Consider the following 22,487-nt stretch of genomic DNA (forward strand, 5'->3'; position numbering starts at 1 on the left):
GATGTCATCAGCGTCTGTTAAGTTCTTCCTCGGATAAGATGCCCATGCTCTTTACATGCGCCCTTGCTTCTTCATCTCCAAGCTGGTAGATCAGAGCATATGCCTGTTCAATCGTGGCATCATATTCATCATTCTGAGGGTCTTTATGATATTCAAGGAAAGGGATATGCGAGCGTACGAATGTTTTTAAATCCGCATTATAGTTGATATTTAGATATTTTGCCAGCTGGTGGATTTCCTCGTCATCTGCAAAGACCCTGAACTGCCAGTCCTCTCCTTCTGCTTTTCCCGGATGAATTTGGCCATTCTCGATATCAATATAATAATCTTTCTTCTCTTCCATCATCTCAACTCCTGGCTTTTTTTATGCCTTTACCACACAGAAACCCATGGCTAAACCAGAGTTGCCCATTCCCGTCAGCAGCTGCGCATTTTCAATAGCCTTTTATACACATAAGCTGCCCCATTTAATACTGGTTCAGGAAACCTTTTTGGAAACAAAGGCTTGAAATAGAACTTGCAGAAAAAATATTTCAGGTCTTCCCATTGCCTGCAGAAGCTGGCCTGCCTGAATCTTGCCACATCGATCAGCATGATTTCCCCAGCTGCCGTTTTAAACAGATTTCTGAGATGGATGTCAGAAGGATTCAGCCCTTTAGCACGGGCAAGCTCCAGCGCCGCATCCACTCTTGCAATATCGTCCGGAGTGATTTTGATTCCATTTGTAAGGCATTCAAAAAAGGTTTGCCCTTCAATATAGTCAATAACAATATAGTTATCCCCTTTTTCATGCAAACGCGGGTAAAACATACCCCCATCGAGCTTCCCATAAATCTCAGCCTCTTCCAGGGCAATATGACTGAAAGCCGGGGCAAATACCTTGAGTGCCCTTTCGGTCCCGGCAATCCTGAAAACAGCTGCACTTCTGCCCGTTCCAGCATGAAGGAGGGCTTCGTCTTTTTGTATATATCTGATCGGATTTTCGGCAATAAGGACGCTTTCAGCGAGCCTTTTATACTTTTTCTGCGGCATAGAAGTTCCTCCTCCTGTTTTACAGACTCTGCAAAATGGCAGAGCCTGCCCCCTCCTAGTAAAGATGTATTCCCGAACTTCTCTCAATAGTCTAGCTGATGCTAATAACCAGAGAGCACTATTCAAACGACAAAAAAGGCATCATGACCTTTTGCCTGGTCATAATGCCTCTATAATCAAAAGAGACCCATACCAAACAAACGTGGTAAAGGTCTCGCAAACAATTCGAAGATTGCCAGCATAGCCGGGGCTATTGCCCGTATTGACGGCTGTGCTTTTCTGCTACTCCCCTTTAAAAAAGGAAATCAATTTATATAGACTTATTTTACAAAAGAAGGCTGTTTAAGTCAAACAGCCTCCACAAGCCATCTATTAATGGCAATGCGGGCAGTGCTTTCGGTTCAGCCAGTGAGGCATGAAGCCTTCTTCTTTCATTTTCTCGTGCCTTTTTTCCAGATGCTTCACCATTTCCTGTGCCTGCTCAGCAGTAATTGCACCAAACTCCGCATACTTCATGATTACTTTTTTCCTTCCCTCCAGGACATCCATCTGGAGCGCTTCTATTTCCTTCACCTGCGCCTCAGTCAGCTGCTTCCGCTGTTCGCTGTCCGTACCTTCTGCCTGTACCATCCCGGCAGCCTGCCCAAGAAAAAGTGCGCAGAGTAGCATGATGCTAAGCTTTTTTAACATGATCTTCACTCCTTTTATGTTTGGATTTATTTTTACCTCAAATAAACAAATCCATGAATGGAAAAAATTAGAGTGAATCTTTCATTCCCTTTTCTCTTTGTAAAGGATATGTAAATACACTCAAATTCCATTCAGATATTGTTATACTATCGATATCGATTACCGATATTGAACTTCAATATTAGGAGAGGAGGCTGGGAAAGTGGAAGATAAAATTCTGCGCAAATTGTTCCTTGGCTTTATCCAGATCCACATCCTCCACCATGCCCTGGAAGAACCGATCTATGGGGCATGGATGCTTGAAGAGCTGAAAGAGCATGGCTACTCGATAAGCTCCGGCACATTGTATCCTATTCTTCACGGAATGGAAGCAGATGGCCTGCTTATGAAGGAAAACCGGAATGTGGATGGCAAAATCCGAAAGTACTATGGTGCTACCCCAAAAGGGCAGGCAGTATTGGAAGAAGCCAGGAAAAAGGCTTATGAGCTTTTTAAAGAAATCAAAGATTGATTAACGGAAGGAGAGAAGAAAAGATGAATACAGAAAGTAAATATACCATTCATACTTTTATTGAGATACTGCTAGTTTCAGCCAAGCTTGGCCTGACATCATTTGGCGGGCCTATTGCCCACTTGGGCTATTTTCATGAAGAGTATGTAAGACGGCGGAAGTGGATGGATGAGCAAAGCTATGCTGATCTTGTAGCTCTTTGCCAGTTCCTGCCCGGCCCTGCAAGCAGCCAGGTAGGCATGGGGATCGGTTTTGCCAGAGGAGGCCTGATCGGCGGTTTTCTTGCCTTCTTAGGCTTTACCCTTCCTTCCGTTATAGCACTGATTGTTTTCGCACTTCTCATGGATGGACTGGACGCAGCCGATTCCGGGTGGATCCATGGTTTGAAAATTGTAGCAACTGCTGTGGTCGCACATGCCATCATGGGCATGGCGTCCAAGCTTGCACCTGATCTGACAAGGAAGGCCATCGTCCTTCTTGCCCTGACAGCAGCTCTTTTGTGGCAAACTGCCATTTCGCAGATTTCGATTATCTTAGCCGCGGGAATAGCCGGTTTTATCCTTTATAAAAACCACTCGCAGGAAGAAAAGGCACCAATGCCTTTTCCTATTTCAAAAAAGACAGGCGCAGCGGCACTGGCATCATTTTTCGGCCTGCTCATCATACTTCCGGTTCTGCGGGAAGCCACTTCTTTAAACTGGATTGCTATGTTTGACAGCTTCTACCGCTCCGGCTCACTCGTATTTGGCGGCGGACATGTTGTCCTTCCCCTCCTCGAGCGGGAGTTTGTGCCGGGCGGCTGGCTGACAGAAGAAGCCTTTCTTGCCGGATATGGCGCTGCTCAGGCAGTGCCGGGCCCGCTTTTCACCTTTGCTTCCTATATCGGAGCCGTAATCAGCGGCTGGCAGGGCGGCCTCCTGGCGACTGCCGCTATATTCCTCCCTGCCTTTTTATTGATTGCCGGCGCACTGCCATTCTGGGCCAGTCTGCGCAGCAATCCGAAGGCTGCCAGTGTACTGATGGGGGTCAATGCTGCAGTGGTAGGCATCCTGATTGCTGCTTTCTATAACCCAATCTGGACGAGCTCCATCCTGGAGCCGGCAGACTTCGCATTCGCAAGCATCCTTTTTGCCATGCTTGCCTACTGGAAGCTTCCTCCATGGATCGTCGTACTAACCGGCGCAGCCGGCGGTGCTTTATTAGGGCTTCTCTAGGTGCAATACTTCAGTTGAACAAGAAAAAAAGAGGCAGCGGGGGATTCCCGCTGCCTCTTCAGTCTGCTTATTCAGCAGCTGCTGTTTTCTTTTTTCCTCTTCTCTTCAGCTTCATTAAGCTCTCATACACAATCGGCACAATCAGCAATGTAAGAAGCGTGGAGCTTGTGAGTCCGCCTATTACGGTCACACCGAGCCCTTTGGAGATCAGGCCGCTTCCTTCAAGCCCTACAGCCAGCGGCGCCAATGCACCGATGGTTGCGATGGCTGTCATCAGGATCGGACGGAGCCTTGTGCCTGCTGCTTCCAGAAGCGCTTCCCGAGTCGGCAGGCCTTCCTGTTCTTTATGGATGACGCGGTCAATCAGAACGATTGCATTTGTCACAACAATTCCGATCAGCATCAATGCCCCGATCATGGCAGATACGCTCAAGGTCTCACCGGCAATCAATAGCCCGACAAGAGCTCCGATAATCGTGAACGGCAGTGAGAACAGGATGGCAAATGGCGCAAGCCCTCCGCCAAAAGTAATGACCAGGACGAGATATACGATCGCAATGGCAGCAAGCATCGCAAGCCCAAGCTGTGTAAAGGATTCATTGATATCCTCCGTTACACCGCCCATTGAAATTTCAACATTGGAAGGCAGATCGAGCTTATCAGCTTCCGCTTTCACATCTGCAGAAACTTTTGCAACATCCTTTGCTGTAATCTCTCCGCTGACATTAGCGTAAATCCGGCCGTCCTGCCTTGTAATCGTATCGGAAGTCGTTCCTTCCTGGACTTCGACTACATCTCTAATCGGCACTTCTATCCCCAAAGGAGATTGAATTGTTTTATCTGTAAGATCATCAATATTCTGGTAAGATTCTGCTTCCATCTCTACATATACGTTGACTTCTTCGTTATCGTAATCGATTGTTGTCAGCACCTGGCGCTGGCCTGTGTTGGAAAGTCCCATGCCGATCTGTGCTGCAGACAGTCCCAGGCTGCTCAATTTCTCCTGGTCAGCTACGAGCGTGTATTCGTCATACGTATCTGAGATGCTTGTTTTAACATTTGTCAAAGAATCATTGTCTTTAAAGATGCCTTCAAGTTCGGAGATGACCGGCTCAATATCATCCATGCTCTCTCCGTATACCTGCATGGAAAGCGAACTGCTTGAACCCATCCCGGAGAAGTCCTGGCTTCCCCACTCTCCTTTATCGGCCATACCTTTCAGCTCTTCAATCACATCTTCTTTTTCTTTATCAAAATTCTCTGTGCTGTCTTCATATTCTACAAAGAACATAGCGGAATTGGACTGGCCGGGGTTCATCGGATTTTCTCCGCCCACAGAGAACTGCAGGTTTTTCACTCCGTCTCTGTCGAGAAGCATTTCTTCTGCGCGGCCGGCAATTTCTTCTACCTCTTCAAGTGTCTGGCCCGGCTCTGGTTTATATGTGGCAATCACCATTTTCTGCTCATCGGCAGGCAGGAAAGAGACGCCGATTACTGGTACAAGGAACAAGCTTCCGACCAGCATCAGCACGGCAATCCCCGAGGTGATGATTTTATGGTTCAATGCCCAGTTAAGGACCTTCCGGTAGCCTGAAGCAAGCTTGCCGGGCTTTTCTTCATCCTGATGCTGATGCTTGGCCGGCAATCCGTTCTTAAAGAACGTATGGGCCATCATCGGCACAATCGTAATCGCTACAAGCAGCGATGCAAGCAAGGCAAATACCACGGTAAGAGCGAACGGAAGGAAGAGTTCCCCAACCGTGCCTTTAACCAGTCCAAGCGGGAGGAATACCGCAATGGTGACAATGGTCGAAGACAGGATCGGCATAAACATTTCTTTTGTTGCCGAAACAATCAGTTCCCGTCCTGACAGTTCTTCACCTTTAAGGCTCATGCGGCGGAAAATATTTTCAATGACGACAATTGAATCATCGATTACACGGCCGATGGCAACCGTCATGGCACCCAAAGTCATAATGTTCAGCGTGATATCCATCTGTTTCAGCAGAAGTATTGCAATAAGCAGCGACAATGGGATTGAAATGACCGATATGATTGTCGTCCTGAAATTGCGCAGGAACAGAAGGATGATGACCATCGCAAAAATGGCCCCAAACACAGCTTTGCTCAGCATCGTCTCTACAGATTCTTCGATCGGCTCTCCCTGGTCAAAAATCGGCGTTACCTTCAGGCCATCAATGTCTTTTTCAAGCTCTGAAAGCTGGGCCTTTACATCATTGACAACTTCAACTGTATTGGCATCGGCCGCTTTAACAATCTGTACGCCGATTGATGTTTCTCCATTAGTCCTTGAAATCGATTCGGCTTTGCCGACCACTTCAATAGTGGCGATATCCTGAAGCTCAACAGTCGGAATTCCCGCTGCTGCACCAGCCTGGCCTGCGCCCTGCTGTGCACCTGCACCCGGTGCAGCACCCTGCTGCTGTCCTGCAGCCTGCTGGCCGCTTTCAGACGGAGCACCCTGGGCCTGCTGGCCGGCTCCCTGCGGAACAGCCGGAATCTTCAGCTGTTTCAAGTCATCTATTGTAGAAATATTTCCATCAATAACAACCGATTTTTCAGTGTTTTCAAATGTATATAATCCGAGCGGGAATGAAACATCAGAACCTTTGATGATGTTCTTGACTGTTTCTTCATCAAGCCCAAATTCCGCCATCTTTTCCTGGTCAAATGTAAGCTGGGCTTCCTGAAGCTGCTGGCCGGATATCTGGACAGAAGAAACTCCTTCTATTCCTTCAATCGCAGGCACAACCTGTTCTTCAGCCGTTTTAGTCAGCTCAGGCAGAGATTTTTTCTCATCAGAGATGCTCAGGGACATGATTGGGAATGCATCAAGGCTGAGGCGGGAAACACCCGGCTCCTGGGCACCGTCTGGAAATTCAATGCTGTCCAGCGCTTCCTTCACTTCATCCTGCGCTTTATCCATATCTTTATCAAAATTGTATTGTATCTGAACCGATGAAGCGTTCTGGAATGAAGAAGAGCTTACCACTGACACTCCCTCAAGATTTTGAACCCTCTTTTCAATCGGTTCTGATATTTCATCTGCTACCTGTTCAGGAGTGGCACCCGGGTAGACCGTCATCACCGAAACAAGCGGGGTCGAAATGCTCGGGATGGTTTCCATTTTCATGTTCAGCCCGGAATACAAGCCTGCTGCCGTAATAATAATCGTCAGAAGCCAGACAGCAAATTTGTTCTTCAGGGAAAACTGGATAATGCTTTTCATACTTCCTCTCCTTGCTATAATTGATTTAATTGACTTTTTGTATTATGATGTGACTGACTGGTCACTCCAGTGCCTAGCATAACTGACTGACCGGTCATACGTCAAGTTTTACCATGGGTTTAAAATGTGGCGATATTGTGACCTGCAGCAGCACGCTGCAGCTTCTATAAATGGCTTTAAGAAACCTAGACAGGAGGTTTTTAATATTGAAGGAAAAAGAAAAACTGATACTTGATACCGCTAAAAAATTATTTGCCAAAAAGGGCTTCAGCTCAACCTCCATCCAGGAAATCGTCAATGATACAGGCATATCGAAGGGAGCTTTCTATCTTTATTTCAAGTCAAAGGAAGAACTCCTGCATGCTATTTTCAACAGCAGCTTTGATGAATTGCATGCAGAAATTTATGTGTTTGAAAACAGGGACCTGGAGCCCCGCGATAAATTCATCAGCCAGCTGAGTTCCCTTTTCAATACATTTGCCACTCATAAAGACTTTATGATCATGCTCACCCGGGAGCAGGCACTGCCAAGGGATGAAGAGCTGAAGGAACTAATATTCGCACGGATCATAGAGGTCCACCAATTTTACAGGACAGGCCTGTCTTCCATCTATGGAGAAAAAATCACTCCATATCTTTGGGATCTCTCCATGATGATTGAAGGCATGTTCCACCCGTTCTTTAAAATTCTCATGCATGATCCTGAAAACTTTAAAGCAGATGGGGTTGCAGAGTATATCATGCGAAGGATGGACAGCATTGTCGGCGGCATCCTTGAGGAAGAGCCGATCATCTCTGAGGAAAAAAATGCAGCTCTGCTGGAAGCAGCCAAAGAAATGCTTGCCGGGCACAAGGGTAATTTAAATTCGGCGGTGAAAAGCATGAAAAAGGAAGCGTTGTCAGGAAGGCATAAAGAAGATCTGGCAGTGTCCATGGAAGTGCTGGAAGCGGAAATTTTGAGCAGCAGCCCAAGAGTTCCGGTTATCCAGGGCATGTTGTCCAACTTCAAGGGAATCCAGGAATTTGATTCCTATATTTCTGTGATTGCAGCGCATTTCCATATAAACTTGTGATGGATCGGATCATGCTGGGAGGACTGTGTAAGAGCATTGACTCAAACCCCGAAAAGGCTTTATAAAAAAAAGGCAGGAGAATGCATCAATGACGCATCTTCCTGCCTTTATACTTTTTCTTTATCTTTCCCGTAAACGGACTCCTGGAATTCCTTCCATTGCCTCAGCTGTTCAGAATACATACCAAACTCTTTTTTATTTCTGCAGTCCAGGGACTGATTGACTTTATAGCTCAAATGGTTGATCTTTAATGCCAGGTCAAAGAAAGAGCATATCTTTCCGGTTAAATAATAATCTTCCAAGTCGGATATAGACATATATACCTGCCGCTCTCCGTTAATATCGATTAAAAAAAACCATCCCAGAAGGTCAACATACTTTTTCTCACACGTTATGGACAGAACATCGCCCTTTTTCAGATCGAGCGGTCCAGGCGCCTTAGCCGCACAGCATGCCCTGCAGACAGGATATTCATGCCTGAAAGCTTCCAATACCGCAAACTGATGATTCATATCAGTCCCTCCTATCAATAATTTTAGATATGTATTAAAGCGGGACTGCAGAGGGGGTTTGGCAGGTCAGTCCCGCTTTAAGTGATATTGATTATCAATATCATTAAGTTCATTATAATTGATATTGATTCTCAATGTCAATTTGAAAAATAGCTTTTTTAAAATTTTCATTTGATTAGCTTCCGGCAGAAAAGCCGCACCCCCAAAGGGATGCGGCTTCAATGGACCTGGCGGGATTTCAACCCGCAAAATGCACAATTTTTCACAGTAGTAAAAACCGGCTGCTCTTTGCATTGAGCTACAGGCACCATGCTATTATATTCACCAGTTTACAAAACTTTATACAAAAAAAGAATGCCGCGGCAATCGCGGCACCCCCTGGATGATTATTTTATAAAAAACAGAAGCCCGGAAAAAGGACGTTTTTTCTTGTCAGTCACTTTTATTCTGTCTGCCAGGATCTTTTCCTGGTTTTCCTCGATCCATCTTTTGACTTCCATCTTATTTTCGCATGTTGTATGATACATTTCACCGCTTTTTCCTGAAGCATTGATGACATATCTGCAGCTTGTATTTCCCATGCAAAACCACCCTAATAATGATTTTTCACTCATTATAGCAGGTTCATAAAATAACGCATCCATCTTTTATCCTGCCTTTTCCCTGTTGATTTATAGCTGATTTCCCAGCATTTTTAAAGGCAAAATCTTCTACTGGCCCTGGTTGAGGGTTTCGCTCCAATCAAGGATGGCGTCACCTTCCAGATATCTTTCTGCGTCAAGGGCCGCCATGCAGCCGGTTCCTGCCGCTGTGATGGCCTGCCTGTACCTTTTATCCTGGACATCGCCGCAGGCAAATACACCTTTGATATTGGTCTCTGTCGTGCCAGGCTTTACAGTGATATAGCCAGACTCATCCAGGTCGATCTGGCTGCCGAGGAATCCTGTGTTGGGCCTGTGGCCGATGGCAACAAAAATGCCGTCTGTTTCCAGGACTTCTTCCTCTCCGGTTTCATTATATTGCACTTTAAGGCCGGTCACCTTATCAGTTTCTGATAGGACCTCTACAGGAGTCCTGTTCAGTTTCCAGCTGATTTTCTGATTTTCCCTGGCCCTGTCCTGCATAATCTTTGAAGCCCGCAGCTCATCTCTGCGGTGGACAATGGTTACATTGTCAGCAAATTTAGTAAGGAAGTTGGCTTCTTCCATGGCAGAGTCCCCGCCGCCGATGATCAGGACCTTTTTCCCGCGGAAAAAGAACCCATCACAAGTGGCACAGGTGCTGACTCCCTTGCCTATATTGTCTTTCTCGCCGGGAATGTTTAAAAGCTTGGCAGAGGCGCCGGTTGAAAGAATGACTGATTCTGCTTCTATTTCTCCAATACCGTCTGCCTTCATCCTGAACGGCTTTTTTGAAAAATCTGCTTCTGTCACCCATCCTCTCTTAAAGACTGCACCAAAGCGTTCAGCCTGCTTCCTCATATTTTCCATCAGCTCAGGACCCATGATTCCATCGGTGAAGCCCGGGAAGTTCTCGACCTCTGTCGTCAGTGTCAGCTGTCCTCCAGGCTGATCGCCCTCAATGATTACCGGATTCATATTGGCACGGGCCAAATAGATTGCTGCAGTCAGGCCGGCAGGTCCAGTTCCAAGAATTACTACCTTTTCCATTATGATCAACCTCCAATAACAGTTTCTATTGTTCCGTACCCTTTTCATCCTTATTTATAACAGGCACCTGCAACTGGCCACTTGACACTTCCCTGTAAAAAAGGAAGCTTCCCCCATGACTTGGGAAGCTTCCTGCAGATCTATTTGTCCCTTATTCTTAAAAGCCGCAGCCCATTCAGCGTGACAATCAATGTTGCGCCCATATCAGCAAAGATGGCAATCCATAAAGTAAGCCAGCCGGGAATGACGAGCAGCAGGGCCACAAGCTTAATGCCCAGCGAGAATGTAATGTTCTGCTTGATGATCGTCATTGCTTTTCTGCTCAGCTTAACCGTAAAAGGCAGCTTCCCGAGGTCATCAGCCATCAGTGCAATATCAGCCGTTTCAAGAGCTGTATCCGTACCAGCGCCTCCCATGGCAATCCCAACCGTTGAAGCAGCCAGTGCAGGTGCATCATTCACACCGTCTCCCACCATGCCGGCACGTTTATATTTCTCCCGCAAGTCTTTGATATAGGAAAGTTTGTCTGCAGGCAGCAATTCGGCTTTGATGTCGGTTACCCCCGCTTGGACTCCAATGGCTTTTGCCGTTCCATGATTATCACCTGTCAGCATAATAGTTTTCTCAATTCCTAATGCATGAAGCTTTTGAATGACATCCCTGCTATTTTCCCTCAGCACATCTGCAACAGCAATCACTCCCATTATTCCAGCTGGAGTTCCTGCTGCCATCACTGTCTTGCCCTGGTTTTGCAGGTCCAGTATCACCGTTCTTAATTCTTCAGGTATTCCATTCTGCAGTACTTCATCAAAAAGATTGGGACTGCCGACATAGCAGGTTTCACCACCTATCTTGCCTTTAATTCCTTTTCCCGTGATGGAGGCAAAGTCCTGCACTTCAATGTTTTCATAGTCCAGCCCTTCCTGCTCCGCTTTTTTCATGATGGCTGATGCCAATGGATGCCGGGAGCCGTTCTCAAGGGCAGCCACAGCAGAAAGCAGCTGTTTGGAGTCAGTCCCTGGAGAAGGGATAAAATCTGTAACAGCGGGACTCCCTTTTGTGAGGGTCCCTGTTTTATCGAATGCCAGGGCTTTTATGCCCCCCATCTCCTCCAGATGGATTCCGCCTTTGATCAGTACTCCATTTTTAGCAGCATTGCCAATCGCCGTCACAATGGCAACCGGAGTTGAAATGACCAGGGCACACGGACAGCCAACCACCAGCACTGCCAACCCCTGGTAGATCCATTCGCTCCAATCAGCACCAAAAAATAGAGGCGGAACAACTGCCGCACCGAATGCCACCACTATAATAATTGGTGTGTAGTACTTGGCAAATCTGTCGACAAATGCCTGTGAAGGGGCTCTTTCGGCCTGGGCTTCTTCAACAAGATGAATGATTTTGGCAATTGTTGTATCTTCTACGCGCTTGGTCACCTTAATTTCAAGGACACCTTCTTCATTTATCGTCCCAGCGAATACTTCATCTCCCTTTGTTTTTGACACAGGGACAGATTCACCCGTAATGGCAGCTTGATTAACAGAAGATAAGCCTTTATCCACTGTTCCATCCATCGCAATTTTCTGGCCTGGCTTTACTATCATGATATCGCCAAGCTGGATATCCTCCACCTCAACCATCAGTTCCTGATTTCCCCTGCGGATCAGCGCTTCCCTAGGGGCTATATCCATCAGCGTCCGGATCGACTGGCGTGCTTTATCCATTGAATAGGTTTCCAGGGCCTCACTGATGGCAAATAATATGACAACAGTGGCCCCTTCCCCCCATTCACCTATAAATGCTGCACCAATGACCGCTATGGTCATCAGCGTCCTCATATCAAACTGGAGGCGGAAAAGGTTTTTTAAGCCTGTAATAAAAAGACGGCAGCCGCCGATTGCTATTGAAGCTGCGTACGCCAGGGCAGAGAACAAACTTTCCTCGCCGTTCATGTGTCCAGCTGCCCAGCCGATAATCAGCAGGACGAAGGAAGCTATAACATAAGAATGCTTTTGCCAAAAAGGCTCTTTCTTTTCTTCAAACCGCTGATTCTCAGGGATGATCCGCAGGTTTTCAAAGGCACCGGCCTTTTCCAGTTCCTTAATCGTGGCGTCTCCGTATACAGTCAGTTTTGAAGCGCCAAAGTTTACATTTGCATTAGAAACACCATCCAGGTGTTTTACGTTCTTTTCGAACTTAGCTGCACAGCCTGCTCAGGAAAAGCCCTGCACTCTATAGACCGTTTTATCAATAGATTTCCCCAAAGACTCACTCATTGGCCGGCCACCTCCTTTTGATGTTCGAAGGCAATCCGTATCAGCTGCTTCACATGCTCATCATCCAGGGAATAATAAACGAGCTTGCCTTCTTTGCGGTATTTTGCCAAACCAAGATTGCGCAGCAGGCGCAAGTGGTGGGAGGCTGTAGCAGTCGTACTGCCGACAATATTGGCTACATCACATACGCACAGCTCCTGTTCATGGCAAAGGGAAAGAGCAATCTTGACCCTGGTATCATCGGACAGCGCTTTGAATATTTGCGCAACTGCCTGTGTATTTTCTTTTTCAATGCTTTTCTTTATACGTTTAACTTTTACTTCATCCACACATTTTACTTCACAAATGTCATTCTGCTTCATAGCTTCACCTCAACATTCAAACATGTATTTGATTATTAGTTTATGCAATTATTGGCAAACGGTCAAATAATTGTTTGAATGTTCCGGGAAAATTTCTGTGAAGTATGTGTCTATTTTTTGAAAAAGCAAAAATCCTTTCTGACATTTGTTCAATAAGGATTGTTTCATTGAGAGGTTTTTTTGTATGCTAGCATAGTAAAAGAAGATTTAAAGAGAGAGGGAGGTTCGATGAAGAGATCTATTTTTCCGATTCTTGCTGCTATCACGCTTGCGGCAGGATGTTCTTCTGCAGAGGAGGATTCCTCACATGCAGGCCATTCAGATGAACATAAGGATCAGGGTGCTCCAGAATTAACTTATACCCTGGGAAGCAATGATTGGGCGGCCGTGACCACTTACACAGACAGCCCGGAAATACTGGAAGCTTATCAGTTTGCAGTCGAGCATCCCGAGGTACTTAATTATATGCCATGCTATTGCGGCTGCTACGAGGAAGATGGCCACGAAAGCAATACCAATTGCTTTGTTGACAGTGTCAGCGGCAGCACCGTTTCCCTTGATACAATGGGCTTTGGCTGAGGGGTCTGTGTAGACATAGCCCGTGAGGCTAAATCAGAGTTTAATAAAGGGACACCTCTTAAGGATATCCGTACTATGATCGATGAGAAATATAAAGGGACGGGGATTGAATCTACTCCTACCCCGATTCCTGAAGTGTAAAAGCTTTGATGGCAAAAGAAAAGCACACATCTGAAACTGCAGATGTGTGCTTTCTATTTTTGCATTTTAACAGGAGCTGCCTTCATTATTACATTTCGCCAAAACCTCCGCTTGACTCAAACGCCAGTTTCGCTGAATATTTTGATGCGATCTCCTATCTCGTCACGCACGCGCTGGAAAAATGCCCATTTTTCCTCGTCTGTTCCTTCCGCTTTGGCAGGGTCATCAAAGCCCCAGTGCTCGCGTTTTACATGAGGAGGAGTCATTGGGCATTTATCTGCTGCATCGCCGCAAAGTGTAATGACGAGGTCAGCATTATTGAGGATTTCCGTGTCGATGATATCTGATGTCTGGCTGGAAATATCAATGTCTGCTTCCTTCATAGCTTTTACTGCACTTGGATTCAGTCCGTGCGCTTCGATACCCGCACTATATACGTTCCAGTCCTCGCCTAAGTATTTTTTGGCCCACCCTTCAGCCATCTGGCTTCTGCATGAGTTTCCGGTGCATAGAAAATAAATTGTTTTTTTAGACATATGTCAGGTCTCCTTTGTTGTTTAATATTAAAGTATGAGCAGCCAGATATATAAGCCGGCCAATGTAATAAACAAGGTCGGGATGGTCAGGATGATCCCTGTCTTGAAATAGGTTCCCCAGGAAATCCTGACTCCTTTCAGGGATAATACATGAAGCCAAAGAAGCGTAGCGAGCGACCCGATCGGCGTGATCTTAGGTCCAAGATCCGAACCGATGACATTCGCATAAATGAGTGCCTCCCTGATGGTTCCGCTGGTATCAGTATCTGCAATTGCCAGGGCGTCAATCATGACGGTTGGCATGTTGTTCATGACAGATGAGAGAATGGCGGCAATAAAGCCCATTCCGATCGTTGCTGCGAATAGGCCTTGATCAGCCGCCAATTGAATCACATCAGCCAGTACATCTGTCAGCCCGGCATTCCGCAGTCCGTAGACAACGACATACATGCCGATCGAAAAGAAAACGATGGCCCACGGAGCCCCCTTGATGACCGTTTTGGTCTGTACGGCCGGGCTCCTCCTTGCCATAAGCAGAAAAAAGATGGCAATGATGCCGGCAATAAAGGATACCGGTACTCCTATAAATTCGCTGGCAAAATAGCCGGCCAGTAAAACAGCCAGTACAATCCATGATAGCCGGAACATCCTCTGGTCTTTAATTGCTTCAGCCGGTTCCTTTAACTGGGAAAGATCATATTGTTTCGGAATGCTTTTTCTAAAGAAAAGATATAAGACCAGGATGCTGGCTCCCAGTGAAAAGAAATTCGGAATGATCATCCTTGATGCAAACTCCGCAAACCCGATGCCGAAAAAGTCGGCTGAAACGATATTCACCAAATTGCTCACAACTAAGGGCAAGGAGGTCGTGTCCGCTATAAACCGCTGCTGATGATGAAAGGGAACACCATCTTCTCATTCAAGTTCAGATTCCGGACCATTGCCAGGACAATCGGTGTCAAGATGAGTGCGGCTCCATCGTTCGCAAAAAAGGCTGCCACCAGGGCCCCGAGAATGCTGATATAGATAAACATGCGGACGCCGCTGCCCTTCGCTGCCCTTGCCATATGAAGGGCAGACCACTCAAAGAACCCAATCTCATCCAGGATGAGTGAGATGATAATGATTGCAATAAAAGCCAGAGTTGCATTCCAGACGATTGATGTAACATCCAGTACATCCCCGAAGTCTACAACGCCTGCAATCAGGGCGAGAATCGCGCCCCCGCATGCCGACCAGCCAATTGACAGGCCTTTTGGCTGCCAAATGACCAGGATCAGCGTAAATAAAAATATCAATGCTGCTAATATGACCGATGTCAAACTGCTGTCCCCCTATTAGTCACAGGAAATCCTGAGCCCCTGTTCCTCAAGTTCTTTTAGTTTATAATCCTGGCTGGGGAGATGCTGGAGAAGGCTCGCAATGAAAGGATAAAAATCACTTTCCTTATTGAGGGAGTAGATGATCCACTGTCCTCTCCTGGCCTCTTTCACAATCCCGGCATCCTTGAGTTTTCTAAGGTGCTGGCTGACAGCAGGCTGGCTCATTTGAAAAATCCCGGTAAATTCACAGACACAATAATCATTGGTGTCGAGCATCTTCACCATCGTAAGGCGGGTTTTATCGCCTAATAATTTTAGGATGCCTGCTGCTTTATCAAGGTCTGCCTTGACTTCCTCCAAGTTGAACACCTCCAGTTATAATATAACCAATTGCTTATATAATAGTATGCTTATATATCAAAAGCAATGGGTTTCCGCTTTTTTTTGGTGAAACCTTAGGTTTGCAATTATTCAATTAAGACAAAAAGGTGTTGATGTGCTCAATTTCCGATAGCTTTCATACCCTTTTATAAACGGATCTATTCAATGGAGCTGATATTGATGGAGTTATTAGAAGCCTTTTTTCGTTTCATAGGATTTTTGTCCAATATGCTTTCCTCCGCCTTATGGAGGCCCAGAAAAAAGAAATGACATGCAAATAGATTTCACTTGAAAAAATCAAGCAACTTCATCCACCATGGATCATCAAATTGACCATCAGTTACCTGATGAAAACCGCTGAATATCCCCAAATATGTGATACCCTGTTCATGGTGGACATTTGGCGTATAAAAAGAGAAAAAAAGAAAATTCGTTCTCTCTACTTTAACGATTGCTGGAAGCGGTTCTCCAGTTTGCTTTTCACTAAATGCCAGATAATCCTGTTTTGAAGGATTGGTCATGTAAAATAAAACAGCCAATAACACTGCAGCTCCCAAAATAGATAAGCTCCTCTTCCTCATGGATCTGTACCTCCATTTATCTTCTTAGAAGCACATTTCGTTTAATTCCCCTGTAAATCCTTTTTTAAAATGATTTTGCACAAAAGAAAAGGAAGCCGAACGGCTCCCCGGTTTCTTTTTTATCTCTACAAATATTTCCTGTGTATCCCTTTCCCGTCATAGGTAAACAGCATTTGTTTGCCCTCAACGATCGTTTCGAGATTGACATTGCGCCCCCAGAGCTGATGAACGTAAGGAAGCACTTTCTCAAGATACTTCAGATCCAGTTCAATTCCTTCAAATCCGTGCTTTAAGTACAGCTCCCCGTTTTTCAGATAGTCTCCATCTGCGACCGTTAAGTATGGGAATCCGCCATTGACCCTCATGCTGACAAGCTGGTCCCTGACCTCTTCCCAGCCTTTGTCGACGATCTTGTAATCCTTGCCCTGCTTCTGGAACAGATACATATCCTCCCGCATGACAAGATCTTTTGTCAGGTAATTGCGCAGGAAGGAGATATCTGATTCAACTTCGCGCACCTCAAACATCTTTTCCCTGCCGGACCCGCTCTGGACGCCCCGCTTTTTCATTTCCTCTGTAGGATTGTCATAGCGGTCTTCAATATCCTCAAAAATTTTCAGGCCAAGATAATATGGATTGATATTTGTCCGCGAAGGCTGCACCACCCCTGCGTTCAGCTTCGCAAATTCAATCGATTCATCGCTGGTCAGATCCAATTCCCGAAGAATTCTTTGATGCCAGTAGGAAGCCCAGCCTTCGTTCATGATTTTCGTTTCCAGCTGCGGCCAGAAATACAGCATTTCCTCACGCATCATCGTCAGTATATCCCGCTGCCAGTCTGAGAGCTCCCGGCTGTATGATTCAATAAACAGCAGTAGGTCCTTCTCGGGCTGCGGCGGAATTTTCTTCGTTTTCTTTTTCTTCTCAGGCTTCTTTTTGCTCCTGCTGTCCAGATTCCAGAGATCATCGTAAGGAGTCGCAGCCGGCGCTTCCTCTTCCTCATATTCAAGGTCTTCCGAGCTCCAGGCAAGCTTCGGGCGCATCAGGCTTGGATCGATATGCTCCTCAATGGCAAGCACAGCATCCAGGAAGGTTTCCACCTCATGCTTCCCATGCTCGATTTCATACTGGCGGATCCTTTCTGCTGTTGCAGACATGCTCTCCACCATATCCCTTTTTGTATTCTGGAAACGGATATTGTTCTTGAAAAAGTCGCAGTGGGCCAGGACGTGGGCTACAATCAGTTTATTCTGGATCAGTGAATTCGAGTCAAGCAGAAACGCGTAGCAGGGATCTGAATTGATGACAAGCTCATATATTTTTGACAGGCCAAGGTCATAATGAAGCTTCATTTTATAAAACTGCTTGCCAAAGCTCCAGTGGGAAAATCGTGTGGGCATCCCGTAGGCGCCAAATGTATAAATGATATCGGCAGGGCATATTTCATACCGCATCGGATAAAAATCCAAGCCGAAACCCGTGGCAATCTCGGTTATTTCCTGTATGGCATGCTCCAGGCCTTTGCGGTCGGTGTCTCTCATCATCTCTCCTCCTTCATCTTCTTATCTCAATTTATGAGAGAAGGACGGGATTGATGAATCAATAAAAAGGGACTCTGCATCCAGAGTCCCGTTGTGCGCTACTTTTTCTCTTCCACTGACAAGCTGATCAATTTGTCATTGACAGTGTCATGCGACACCCTTACGACAACTGTCTTCGTTTTCTGGCCTTCTTTTACCTGAAACTCGAATAAGTCTGCTGCCGTATTCTCTGACAATGCCTGGCGCCCCTGGTACTGGTAGTCGACGACTTCTTCCCCGGGATAATCCTCTTTGATCACGGAAGTCGCTATGCGGCCGAATTTTTCATAATCCGGCTTCTGCACAGCCAGGGCTGCCGGAGAAGCAAGTGCTGATAATAAAAATCCAAAAAGCAGCACAGAAAGGAAATGTTTTTTCATTTTCAATCCTCCATCTTTTTCATTAGCTTTCTTCAGAACGGCTCCCTTTATGCATGGTCAATTACTGCAGAGAAGTATCCTGCACTGCTTGTTCTATACAGGTAAAAGATGAAAGAAGCGCTGTATCAGGAAGACCAAGATTTGCTGAGAGAATTCTGTACTGAAGGGCGCAAACTAATATCATCTCCTCAACATAGGAGGGTGAGCCAGATGAATAAAGTCGATTATGACCGGGCGCTGTACTACACACACCGTTCAGAATGGGATAATCTCCTGATATTAATGGTCAGAACCCAGGACCAGTTCCTTTCAAAGAAAATCGAGCATTTCCTGCATGCGTATAACTTTGAAAAAGATTATTCCATGATTGAAAAGCATTTGTATTCTTTGCTGAGATATATCGATCATGCAAACGAAATTTCAGAGGAGAGCCTTTTCAAGGAGCCTCTGTCCATATAAGGATTCCACGAACAAAAGCGCAAGCGCCTTGGTCACCCCCGACAAGCACAAGACGAATCTCCCGGAAAGGCGTTCTTTGCCTTTTTGGGAGGTTTGGCTTGTGACCTCGAGGGGGTAGGCGCTGGAGCTGGACGTTGATCAAGATTTGATAAATATCCACAAGACTTACAATTAATAAATTCCTAAGCAACAAAAAAACACGGTCATTCAGGCCGTGTTTTCCTTTGCTTCCCCTATTGTTTTCCCCGGCTGTCCTTCCTGGAGCAGCTTTCCTGCTATAACAGCCGCTGCGAAGGAAAAAATAAGCAGGAAGGATAGAATATAAAAACTGAAAGCTATGCTGGGGGCTCCTGACAGCCCGGTAAAAACAACCAGCAGCACCGTCCGGATTAAAAGCCCCATGGACCGGAACAGGCTGTCTGTCCTGCCGATCAGATGATTCGGCACCCTTTCCATCATCAGTGCATTCCTGGCCACTCTTGTTCCAGCATTGCCAAAGGCAAGGACGATCGCTAAGGACAAGAAGACAGGAACATCTTTTATAAAAACAATGACCGAAATGGCTGCAGTATAAGCACCGATCGTCAGGATCATCGATTTTTCATTGCCCCACCGGGAAGCGATGGCCGGAACAGCGAGCCCGGCGAATGCGGCTCCTATCCCATAAATCATGCTTTGGGTTCCATATACCGAAGCATCAGCCTGCAGAATATCCGCGATATAAACAGGGAACAGATAATTGGTCACCATGACGCCAATAAAAGGCATCATGGAAGCAAACAAGAAGACAAACAGCACCGGACTCTCTTTAAGAAACAGGAGACCGCCTACAGCTTTTATTTTCCCCTGCTGTTTAACAGAATTTTCTCCTGAGGTATAAGGAATCAGCCAAAACAGCCCAAATGCTCCCAGATAGGTCAAAGCATCAATCAGCAGCAGCCGCTCAAGAGGGACAGAGGATATGATGGCCGCTGCAAGCGCCCCCGCTGCCACACTTGAAAGCTGGCCCTGGATCTCCATTGCGCCATTGAGCCTTCTATAGTGGGAAGGGTCGAAAATTTCCTGGTTGAATGCAAAGATGGCGGGATAAAACAATGTATAATAAAGGCTTCCAGCCCCGTACAGAATGATTAGATGAACAGTTTCATAATCGAGTCCAAAATAGCCGGCTGCGGAAAAAGCAGCGATGATGATAAAGCCTGCTCCTTCCCCGAACAAAAGAATCCTTTTACGGGAAAAGCGGTCAATCAGCTGCCCAAAAAACGGTGTAACAGCAAAATTGATGATGGTCATGGCTATGGCTGCATAGCCGAAGACCTTCCCGCCGTTTTCACCGGATGCAAGCAGCCAGGGAATGGCAATCATGGTAATCCCCGACCCGATGGAAGAAAGAATATTGGCAGCAACAATAAAGCAGAAGCGACGATCGCGGTACAATCTATTCATGCTTTTTCCTTACTTGCCTTTCATCTGGACATAGCCGTTTACATAAAGCTTCAGTTCATCCATCAGCTGATCGACGAGAGCTGCCGGCTCCTCGTTCAGCCCGTCATTATCATAATCAAAGCAATGAGGATCAAGCACCAGCTGTTTTGGGATCACATTTGCATAGACCCCTCTGCCGACAGTCCTCATATTATTCAGGGCATTGATGCCCCCTTTTCCGCCGCCGGATACAGCCAGCAGTGCGACCGGCTTATGGGCGAACTGATCGCTGCTCAGGAAATCAAGGGCGTTTTTCAGCACCCCGCTCATGGCACTGTGGTATTCAGGTGAAGCAAGAACGATCCCGTCAGCCTCTGCAGCCCTCTGGCGCAGCTCCTTTACAGACGTCAGCTCGTACTGGTGCTGCTCCCCGCTGTACAGGGGGATTTCCCCCAGGCTTAAATCAATCAGGTCTGCTCCGTACTTCTTGGCAATATACCGGGCAGCGATTCCTGTCCTGCCCTTTTTTCGTGGACTTCCGCTAAATACTGCAATTTTCATGCTAGTTCTCTCTCCTTTTCTGTAGCTTCTCTATGTTCTTATTATAGGGAGAGACTGTACCGCGGAAATCGTCGCTTTGTTTTAATGTTACATACATAATTAGTCTAACTGAAAATTCAGGCACCTACAACTTTGGATGGAGCCGTTTATACAAGCTTCTCCCTCACAGCCAGCAGCGCTGCCTGCGTCCGGTCAGAAATCTCGAGCTTGGACAGCAGATTGGATACATGGGTCTTGACCGTTTTCTCTGTGATAAAAAGGGAGGCAGCGATTTCTTTGTTGCTTTTCCCTTTCGCTATCTCCTTCAATACATCGAGTTCCCTTTTTGTCAGTTCATCTATCGGGCTTTTCTTTTTATCCTTATTGGACAGATGTGACAGCAGGTGTGAGGTTGCCTTTGGATGCAGCTGATTTTCCCCTTGCGTAACCTGGACAATCGCCTTGACAAGCTCATCCGGTTCAATATCCTTCAGCTGGTATCCGGAAGCTCCGGCCTCAAGCGCCGGAATGACATGGTCCTGATCGGAAAAGCTGGTCAGCATCAGAACCTTTGTTTCCGGGTATTTCTGTTTGATCATCCTTGTTGCCTCTATCCCATTCATGTTCGGCATATCCAGGTCCATAAGGACAATATCCGGCTTTAATCTCCCTGTCTGCTCAACAGCCTCAAGCCCGTCCTTTGCCTCCCCCGCAATTTCAATCTCCTTCTGCGTCTTAAGGAAAAAAATCAGACCCCTTCTGACAACATGGTGGTCATCAGCCACCAGCACGCGCACTTTCATCATAATCCCCCTTAAATTGGTATGCTTATCTGTACTTCAGTCCCTTGGCCGGGCGCTGTTTTCATAGAGAAACTGCCGCTAAGCATTTCAGTCCTTGCCTTCATACTGTTCAGTCCCATGGTAGGCAGGCCTTTGTCAATATCGTAGTAAAATCCGCAGCCTGCATCCTTTATGATCATCGTGACTCTGCTGCTGTCTGCCTCCACAAAAAGCCGCACCATATCCTGGCCTGAGTGCTTCTTGCAGTTTCCGAAGGCTTCCTGCCCCATTCTCCATAATGCTTCTTCAATTTTCCCCGGGAGGGCTATGACCCCTTTGACTTCTGCCTCAACCTGCAGGCCGAGCATCTGGCCGTAATTCTTGAGGGCGCTGACAAGCCCGTTCTCAAGGCCTCGCGGGCGGAGCTGCCAGATCAGCGCCCTCATCTCGCTGAGCGCCTCCTGGGCAAGATCTTGTATGTAAGAAAATGTTTCCTTCACTTCAGCCCCCTCGGCCATTTCCATTCCGCCCCTTGCCGTTAAATTCACCGAAAACAGCAGCTGATTGACAGAGTCATGCAAGTCTCTTGCAAGCCGGTTCCTTTCAGCCGTAAGAGCCGTTTCCTGCTCTCTCTGGGTCAGCGCGATCCTTTTAAGGGCCGTGCCTATTTGAAACGCAACTGATTCCAACAATGCCAGCTCCCCATCAGAGAATCTGGTTTTGTAAGGGGAACCGATATTAAGGATGCCAAACCTCTCGTCCCCTGCCCTCAAGGGGACACTGGCATGGTGGGTCAGCCCATTCGTATCTCCGCGCCCCTCTTCAATCGCATCTTCAATCCGCTTGCAGCCGATAATATTGGTCGCCTTATTCAGCTTGCCACTATTGAATCTGTCGACACACCAGCATCCTCCCTGGCACATTGGCGCATAATGATTTAAAGACAAGGCCTGCGGAAGCCTCTCTTTTGCGGCTAGATTATACCTGCCCTCCCCATCAATGAGAAAGATCCAGCCTGTTTCCAGGTTTGTCACTTCAAGCAGCTTCTTCAGCACCTCCGGCAGAACTGCCTTTATATCCGTCCCCTCATTGAGAAGCTCTGCGATTTCTTTTAATATTTTCACTTCAGAAAGCCGGTCTTCCTTAGTCATCCTCGTGCCTCCCATTTTTACTCTCTTTATTATAAAGCTT

The 22,487-nt window shown here is 46.6% G+C and carries 23 protein-coding genes and 1 pseudogene; 5 read left to right on the forward strand and 19 right to left on the reverse strand.

The features are described 5' to 3' along the window. Positions 1–7 precede the first annotated feature (7 nt). From FZD51_RS21905 to FZD51_RS21915, 3 genes are all read right to left on the reverse strand, one after another. Positions 8–346 carry a hydrolase gene (locus tag FZD51_RS21905; RefSeq protein WP_148976693.1) on the reverse strand — a complete coding sequence of 113 codons (339 nt, stop codon included), beginning with the start codon at positions 344–346 and terminating at the stop codon, positions 8–10. Positions 347–417: 71 nt separating this feature from the next. Then, a complete protein-coding gene (locus tag FZD51_RS21910; RefSeq protein ID WP_148976694.1) occupies positions 418–1,032 on the reverse strand; it encodes a protein kinase family protein in 615 nt (204 codons plus the stop codon). A 372-nt stretch (positions 1,033–1,404) separates the two neighbouring features. Further along, complete coding sequence (locus FZD51_RS21915) at positions 1,405–1,722, reverse strand: YckD family protein (protein WP_148976695.1); 318 nt, start codon at positions 1,720–1,722, stop codon at positions 1,405–1,407. Positions 1,723–1,924: 202 nt separating this feature from the next. Between FZD51_RS21915 and FZD51_RS21920 the strand changes: the two genes are divergently transcribed. Together FZD51_RS21920 and FZD51_RS21925 are read left to right on the forward strand one after the other, a co-directional pair. Then, positions 1,925–2,233, forward strand: coding sequence for a PadR family transcriptional regulator (locus FZD51_RS21920; protein WP_148976696.1), 309 nt, complete (start codon positions 1,925–1,927; stop codon positions 2,231–2,233). A gap of 23 nt (positions 2,234–2,256) precedes the next feature. Beyond that, positions 2,257–3,447 (forward strand): chromate transporter, encoded by a 1,191-nt coding sequence (locus FZD51_RS21925; protein ID WP_148976697.1) that lies wholly within the window; start codon positions 2,257–2,259, stop codon positions 3,445–3,447. A 67-nt stretch (positions 3,448–3,514) separates the two neighbouring features. Here the strand turns inward: FZD51_RS21925 and FZD51_RS21930 are convergent, their stop codons facing one another. Further along, positions 3,515–6,697 (reverse strand): efflux RND transporter permease subunit, encoded by a 3,183-nt coding sequence (locus FZD51_RS21930; RefSeq protein ID WP_148976698.1) that lies wholly within the window; start codon positions 6,695–6,697, stop codon positions 3,515–3,517. 206 nt (positions 6,698–6,903) lie between these two features. On the opposite strand from FZD51_RS21930, the gene FZD51_RS21935 reads away from it, so the two are divergent. Further along, positions 6,904–7,770 (forward strand): TetR/AcrR family transcriptional regulator, encoded by an 867-nt coding sequence (locus FZD51_RS21935; RefSeq protein ID WP_148976699.1) that lies wholly within the window; start codon positions 6,904–6,906, stop codon positions 7,768–7,770. A 107-nt stretch (positions 7,771–7,877) separates the two neighbouring features. Here FZD51_RS21935 and FZD51_RS21940 read toward each other — a convergent pair whose 3' ends face one another. The 5 genes from FZD51_RS21940 to FZD51_RS21960 all read right to left on the reverse strand — a co-directional run bounded on the left by FZD51_RS21940 (position 7,878) and on the right by FZD51_RS21960 (position 12,590). Continuing rightward, complete coding sequence (locus FZD51_RS21940) at positions 7,878–8,282, reverse strand: hypothetical protein (RefSeq protein ID WP_148976700.1); 405 nt, start codon at positions 8,280–8,282, stop codon at positions 7,878–7,880. Between the two features lie 386 nt (positions 8,283–8,668). Continuing rightward, on the reverse strand, positions 8,669–8,863 hold the full coding sequence (locus FZD51_RS21945; protein WP_009795082.1) for a hypothetical protein: 195 nt from the start codon (positions 8,861–8,863) through the stop codon (positions 8,669–8,671). Positions 8,864–8,992: 129 nt separating this feature from the next. Further along, positions 8,993–9,952 carry a thioredoxin-disulfide reductase gene (gene trxB, locus FZD51_RS21950; protein WP_148976701.1) on the reverse strand — a complete coding sequence of 320 codons (960 nt, stop codon included), beginning with the start codon at positions 9,950–9,952 and terminating at the stop codon, positions 8,993–8,995. A 140-nt stretch (positions 9,953–10,092) separates the two neighbouring features. Further along, positions 10,093–12,228 (reverse strand): heavy metal translocating P-type ATPase, encoded by a 2,136-nt coding sequence (locus FZD51_RS21955; protein ID WP_148976702.1) that lies wholly within the window; start codon positions 12,226–12,228, stop codon positions 10,093–10,095. Next, positions 12,225–12,590 carry an ArsR/SmtB family transcription factor gene (locus FZD51_RS21960; protein ID WP_009795078.1) on the reverse strand — a complete coding sequence of 122 codons (366 nt, stop codon included), beginning with the start codon at positions 12,588–12,590 and terminating at the stop codon, positions 12,225–12,227. Before FZD51_RS21960 ends, FZD51_RS21955 begins: the two co-directional genes overlap by 4 nt. Positions 12,591–12,818: 228 nt before the next feature. Between FZD51_RS21960 and FZD51_RS21965 the strand changes: the two genes are divergently transcribed. Then, positions 12,819–13,310 (forward strand): PCYCGC motif-containing (lipo)protein, encoded by a 492-nt coding sequence (locus FZD51_RS21965; RefSeq protein WP_276528732.1) that lies wholly within the window; start codon positions 12,819–12,821, stop codon positions 13,308–13,310. Positions 13,311–13,426: 116 nt separating this feature from the next. Here FZD51_RS21965 and arsC read toward each other — a convergent pair whose 3' ends face one another. From arsC to FZD51_RS22000, 6 genes and pseudogenes are all read right to left on the reverse strand, one after another. Continuing rightward, positions 13,427–13,846, reverse strand: coding sequence for an arsenate reductase (thioredoxin) (gene arsC / locus FZD51_RS21975; RefSeq protein WP_148976703.1), 420 nt, complete (start codon positions 13,844–13,846; stop codon positions 13,427–13,429). A gap of 27 nt (positions 13,847–13,873) precedes the next feature. Continuing rightward, positions 13,874–15,168 (reverse strand): annotated as a pseudogene (locus tag FZD51_RS21980) (arsenic transporter). Positions 15,169–15,183: 15 nt separating this feature from the next. Then, positions 15,184–15,528 (reverse strand): ArsR/SmtB family transcription factor, encoded by a 345-nt coding sequence (locus tag FZD51_RS21985; protein WP_148976704.1) that lies wholly within the window; start codon positions 15,526–15,528, stop codon positions 15,184–15,186. Positions 15,529–15,833: 305 nt separating this feature from the next. Further along, on the reverse strand, positions 15,834–16,106 hold the full coding sequence (locus FZD51_RS21990) for a hypothetical protein (RefSeq protein WP_262381053.1): 273 nt from the start codon (positions 16,104–16,106) through the stop codon (positions 15,834–15,836). Between the two features lie 149 nt (positions 16,107–16,255). Next, a complete protein-coding gene (locus tag FZD51_RS21995) occupies positions 16,256–17,671 on the reverse strand; it encodes a SpoVR family protein (RefSeq protein WP_148976784.1) in 1,416 nt (471 codons plus the stop codon). 98 nt (positions 17,672–17,769) lie between these two features. Next, a complete protein-coding gene (locus tag FZD51_RS22000; RefSeq protein ID WP_148976706.1) occupies positions 17,770–18,090 on the reverse strand; it encodes a DUF3889 domain-containing protein in 321 nt (106 codons plus the stop codon). A gap of 210 nt (positions 18,091–18,300) precedes the next feature. On the opposite strand from FZD51_RS22000, the gene FZD51_RS22005 reads away from it, so the two are divergent. Then, positions 18,301–18,549, forward strand: a complete 249-nt coding sequence (locus FZD51_RS22005) for a YhdB family protein (RefSeq protein ID WP_148976707.1) — start codon at positions 18,301–18,303, stop codon at positions 18,547–18,549. Between the two features lie 207 nt (positions 18,550–18,756). Here the strand turns inward: FZD51_RS22005 and FZD51_RS22010 are convergent, their stop codons facing one another. From FZD51_RS22010 to FZD51_RS22025, 4 genes are all read right to left on the reverse strand, one after another. Then, positions 18,757–19,995, reverse strand: coding sequence for an MFS transporter (locus FZD51_RS22010; protein WP_148976708.1), 1,239 nt, complete (start codon positions 19,993–19,995; stop codon positions 18,757–18,759). 9 nt (positions 19,996–20,004) lie between these two features. After that, a complete protein-coding gene (locus FZD51_RS22015) occupies positions 20,005–20,535 on the reverse strand; it encodes an NADPH-dependent FMN reductase (protein ID WP_148976709.1) in 531 nt (176 codons plus the stop codon). Between the two features lie 146 nt (positions 20,536–20,681). Further along, positions 20,682–21,317 carry a response regulator gene (locus tag FZD51_RS22020; RefSeq protein ID WP_148950897.1) on the reverse strand — a complete coding sequence of 212 codons (636 nt, stop codon included), beginning with the start codon at positions 21,315–21,317 and terminating at the stop codon, positions 20,682–20,684. Positions 21,318–21,328: 11 nt separating this feature from the next. Further along, positions 21,329–22,447 (reverse strand): GAF domain-containing sensor histidine kinase, encoded by a 1,119-nt coding sequence (locus tag FZD51_RS22025; RefSeq protein ID WP_148976710.1) that lies wholly within the window; start codon positions 22,445–22,447, stop codon positions 21,329–21,331. Between the last annotated feature and the right edge of the window lie 40 nt (positions 22,448–22,487).

This window comes from Bacillus infantis, assembly GCF_008180445.1.
GTDB lineage: Bacteria > Bacillota > Bacilli > Bacillales > Cytobacillaceae > Bacillus_AB > Bacillus_AB infantis_B.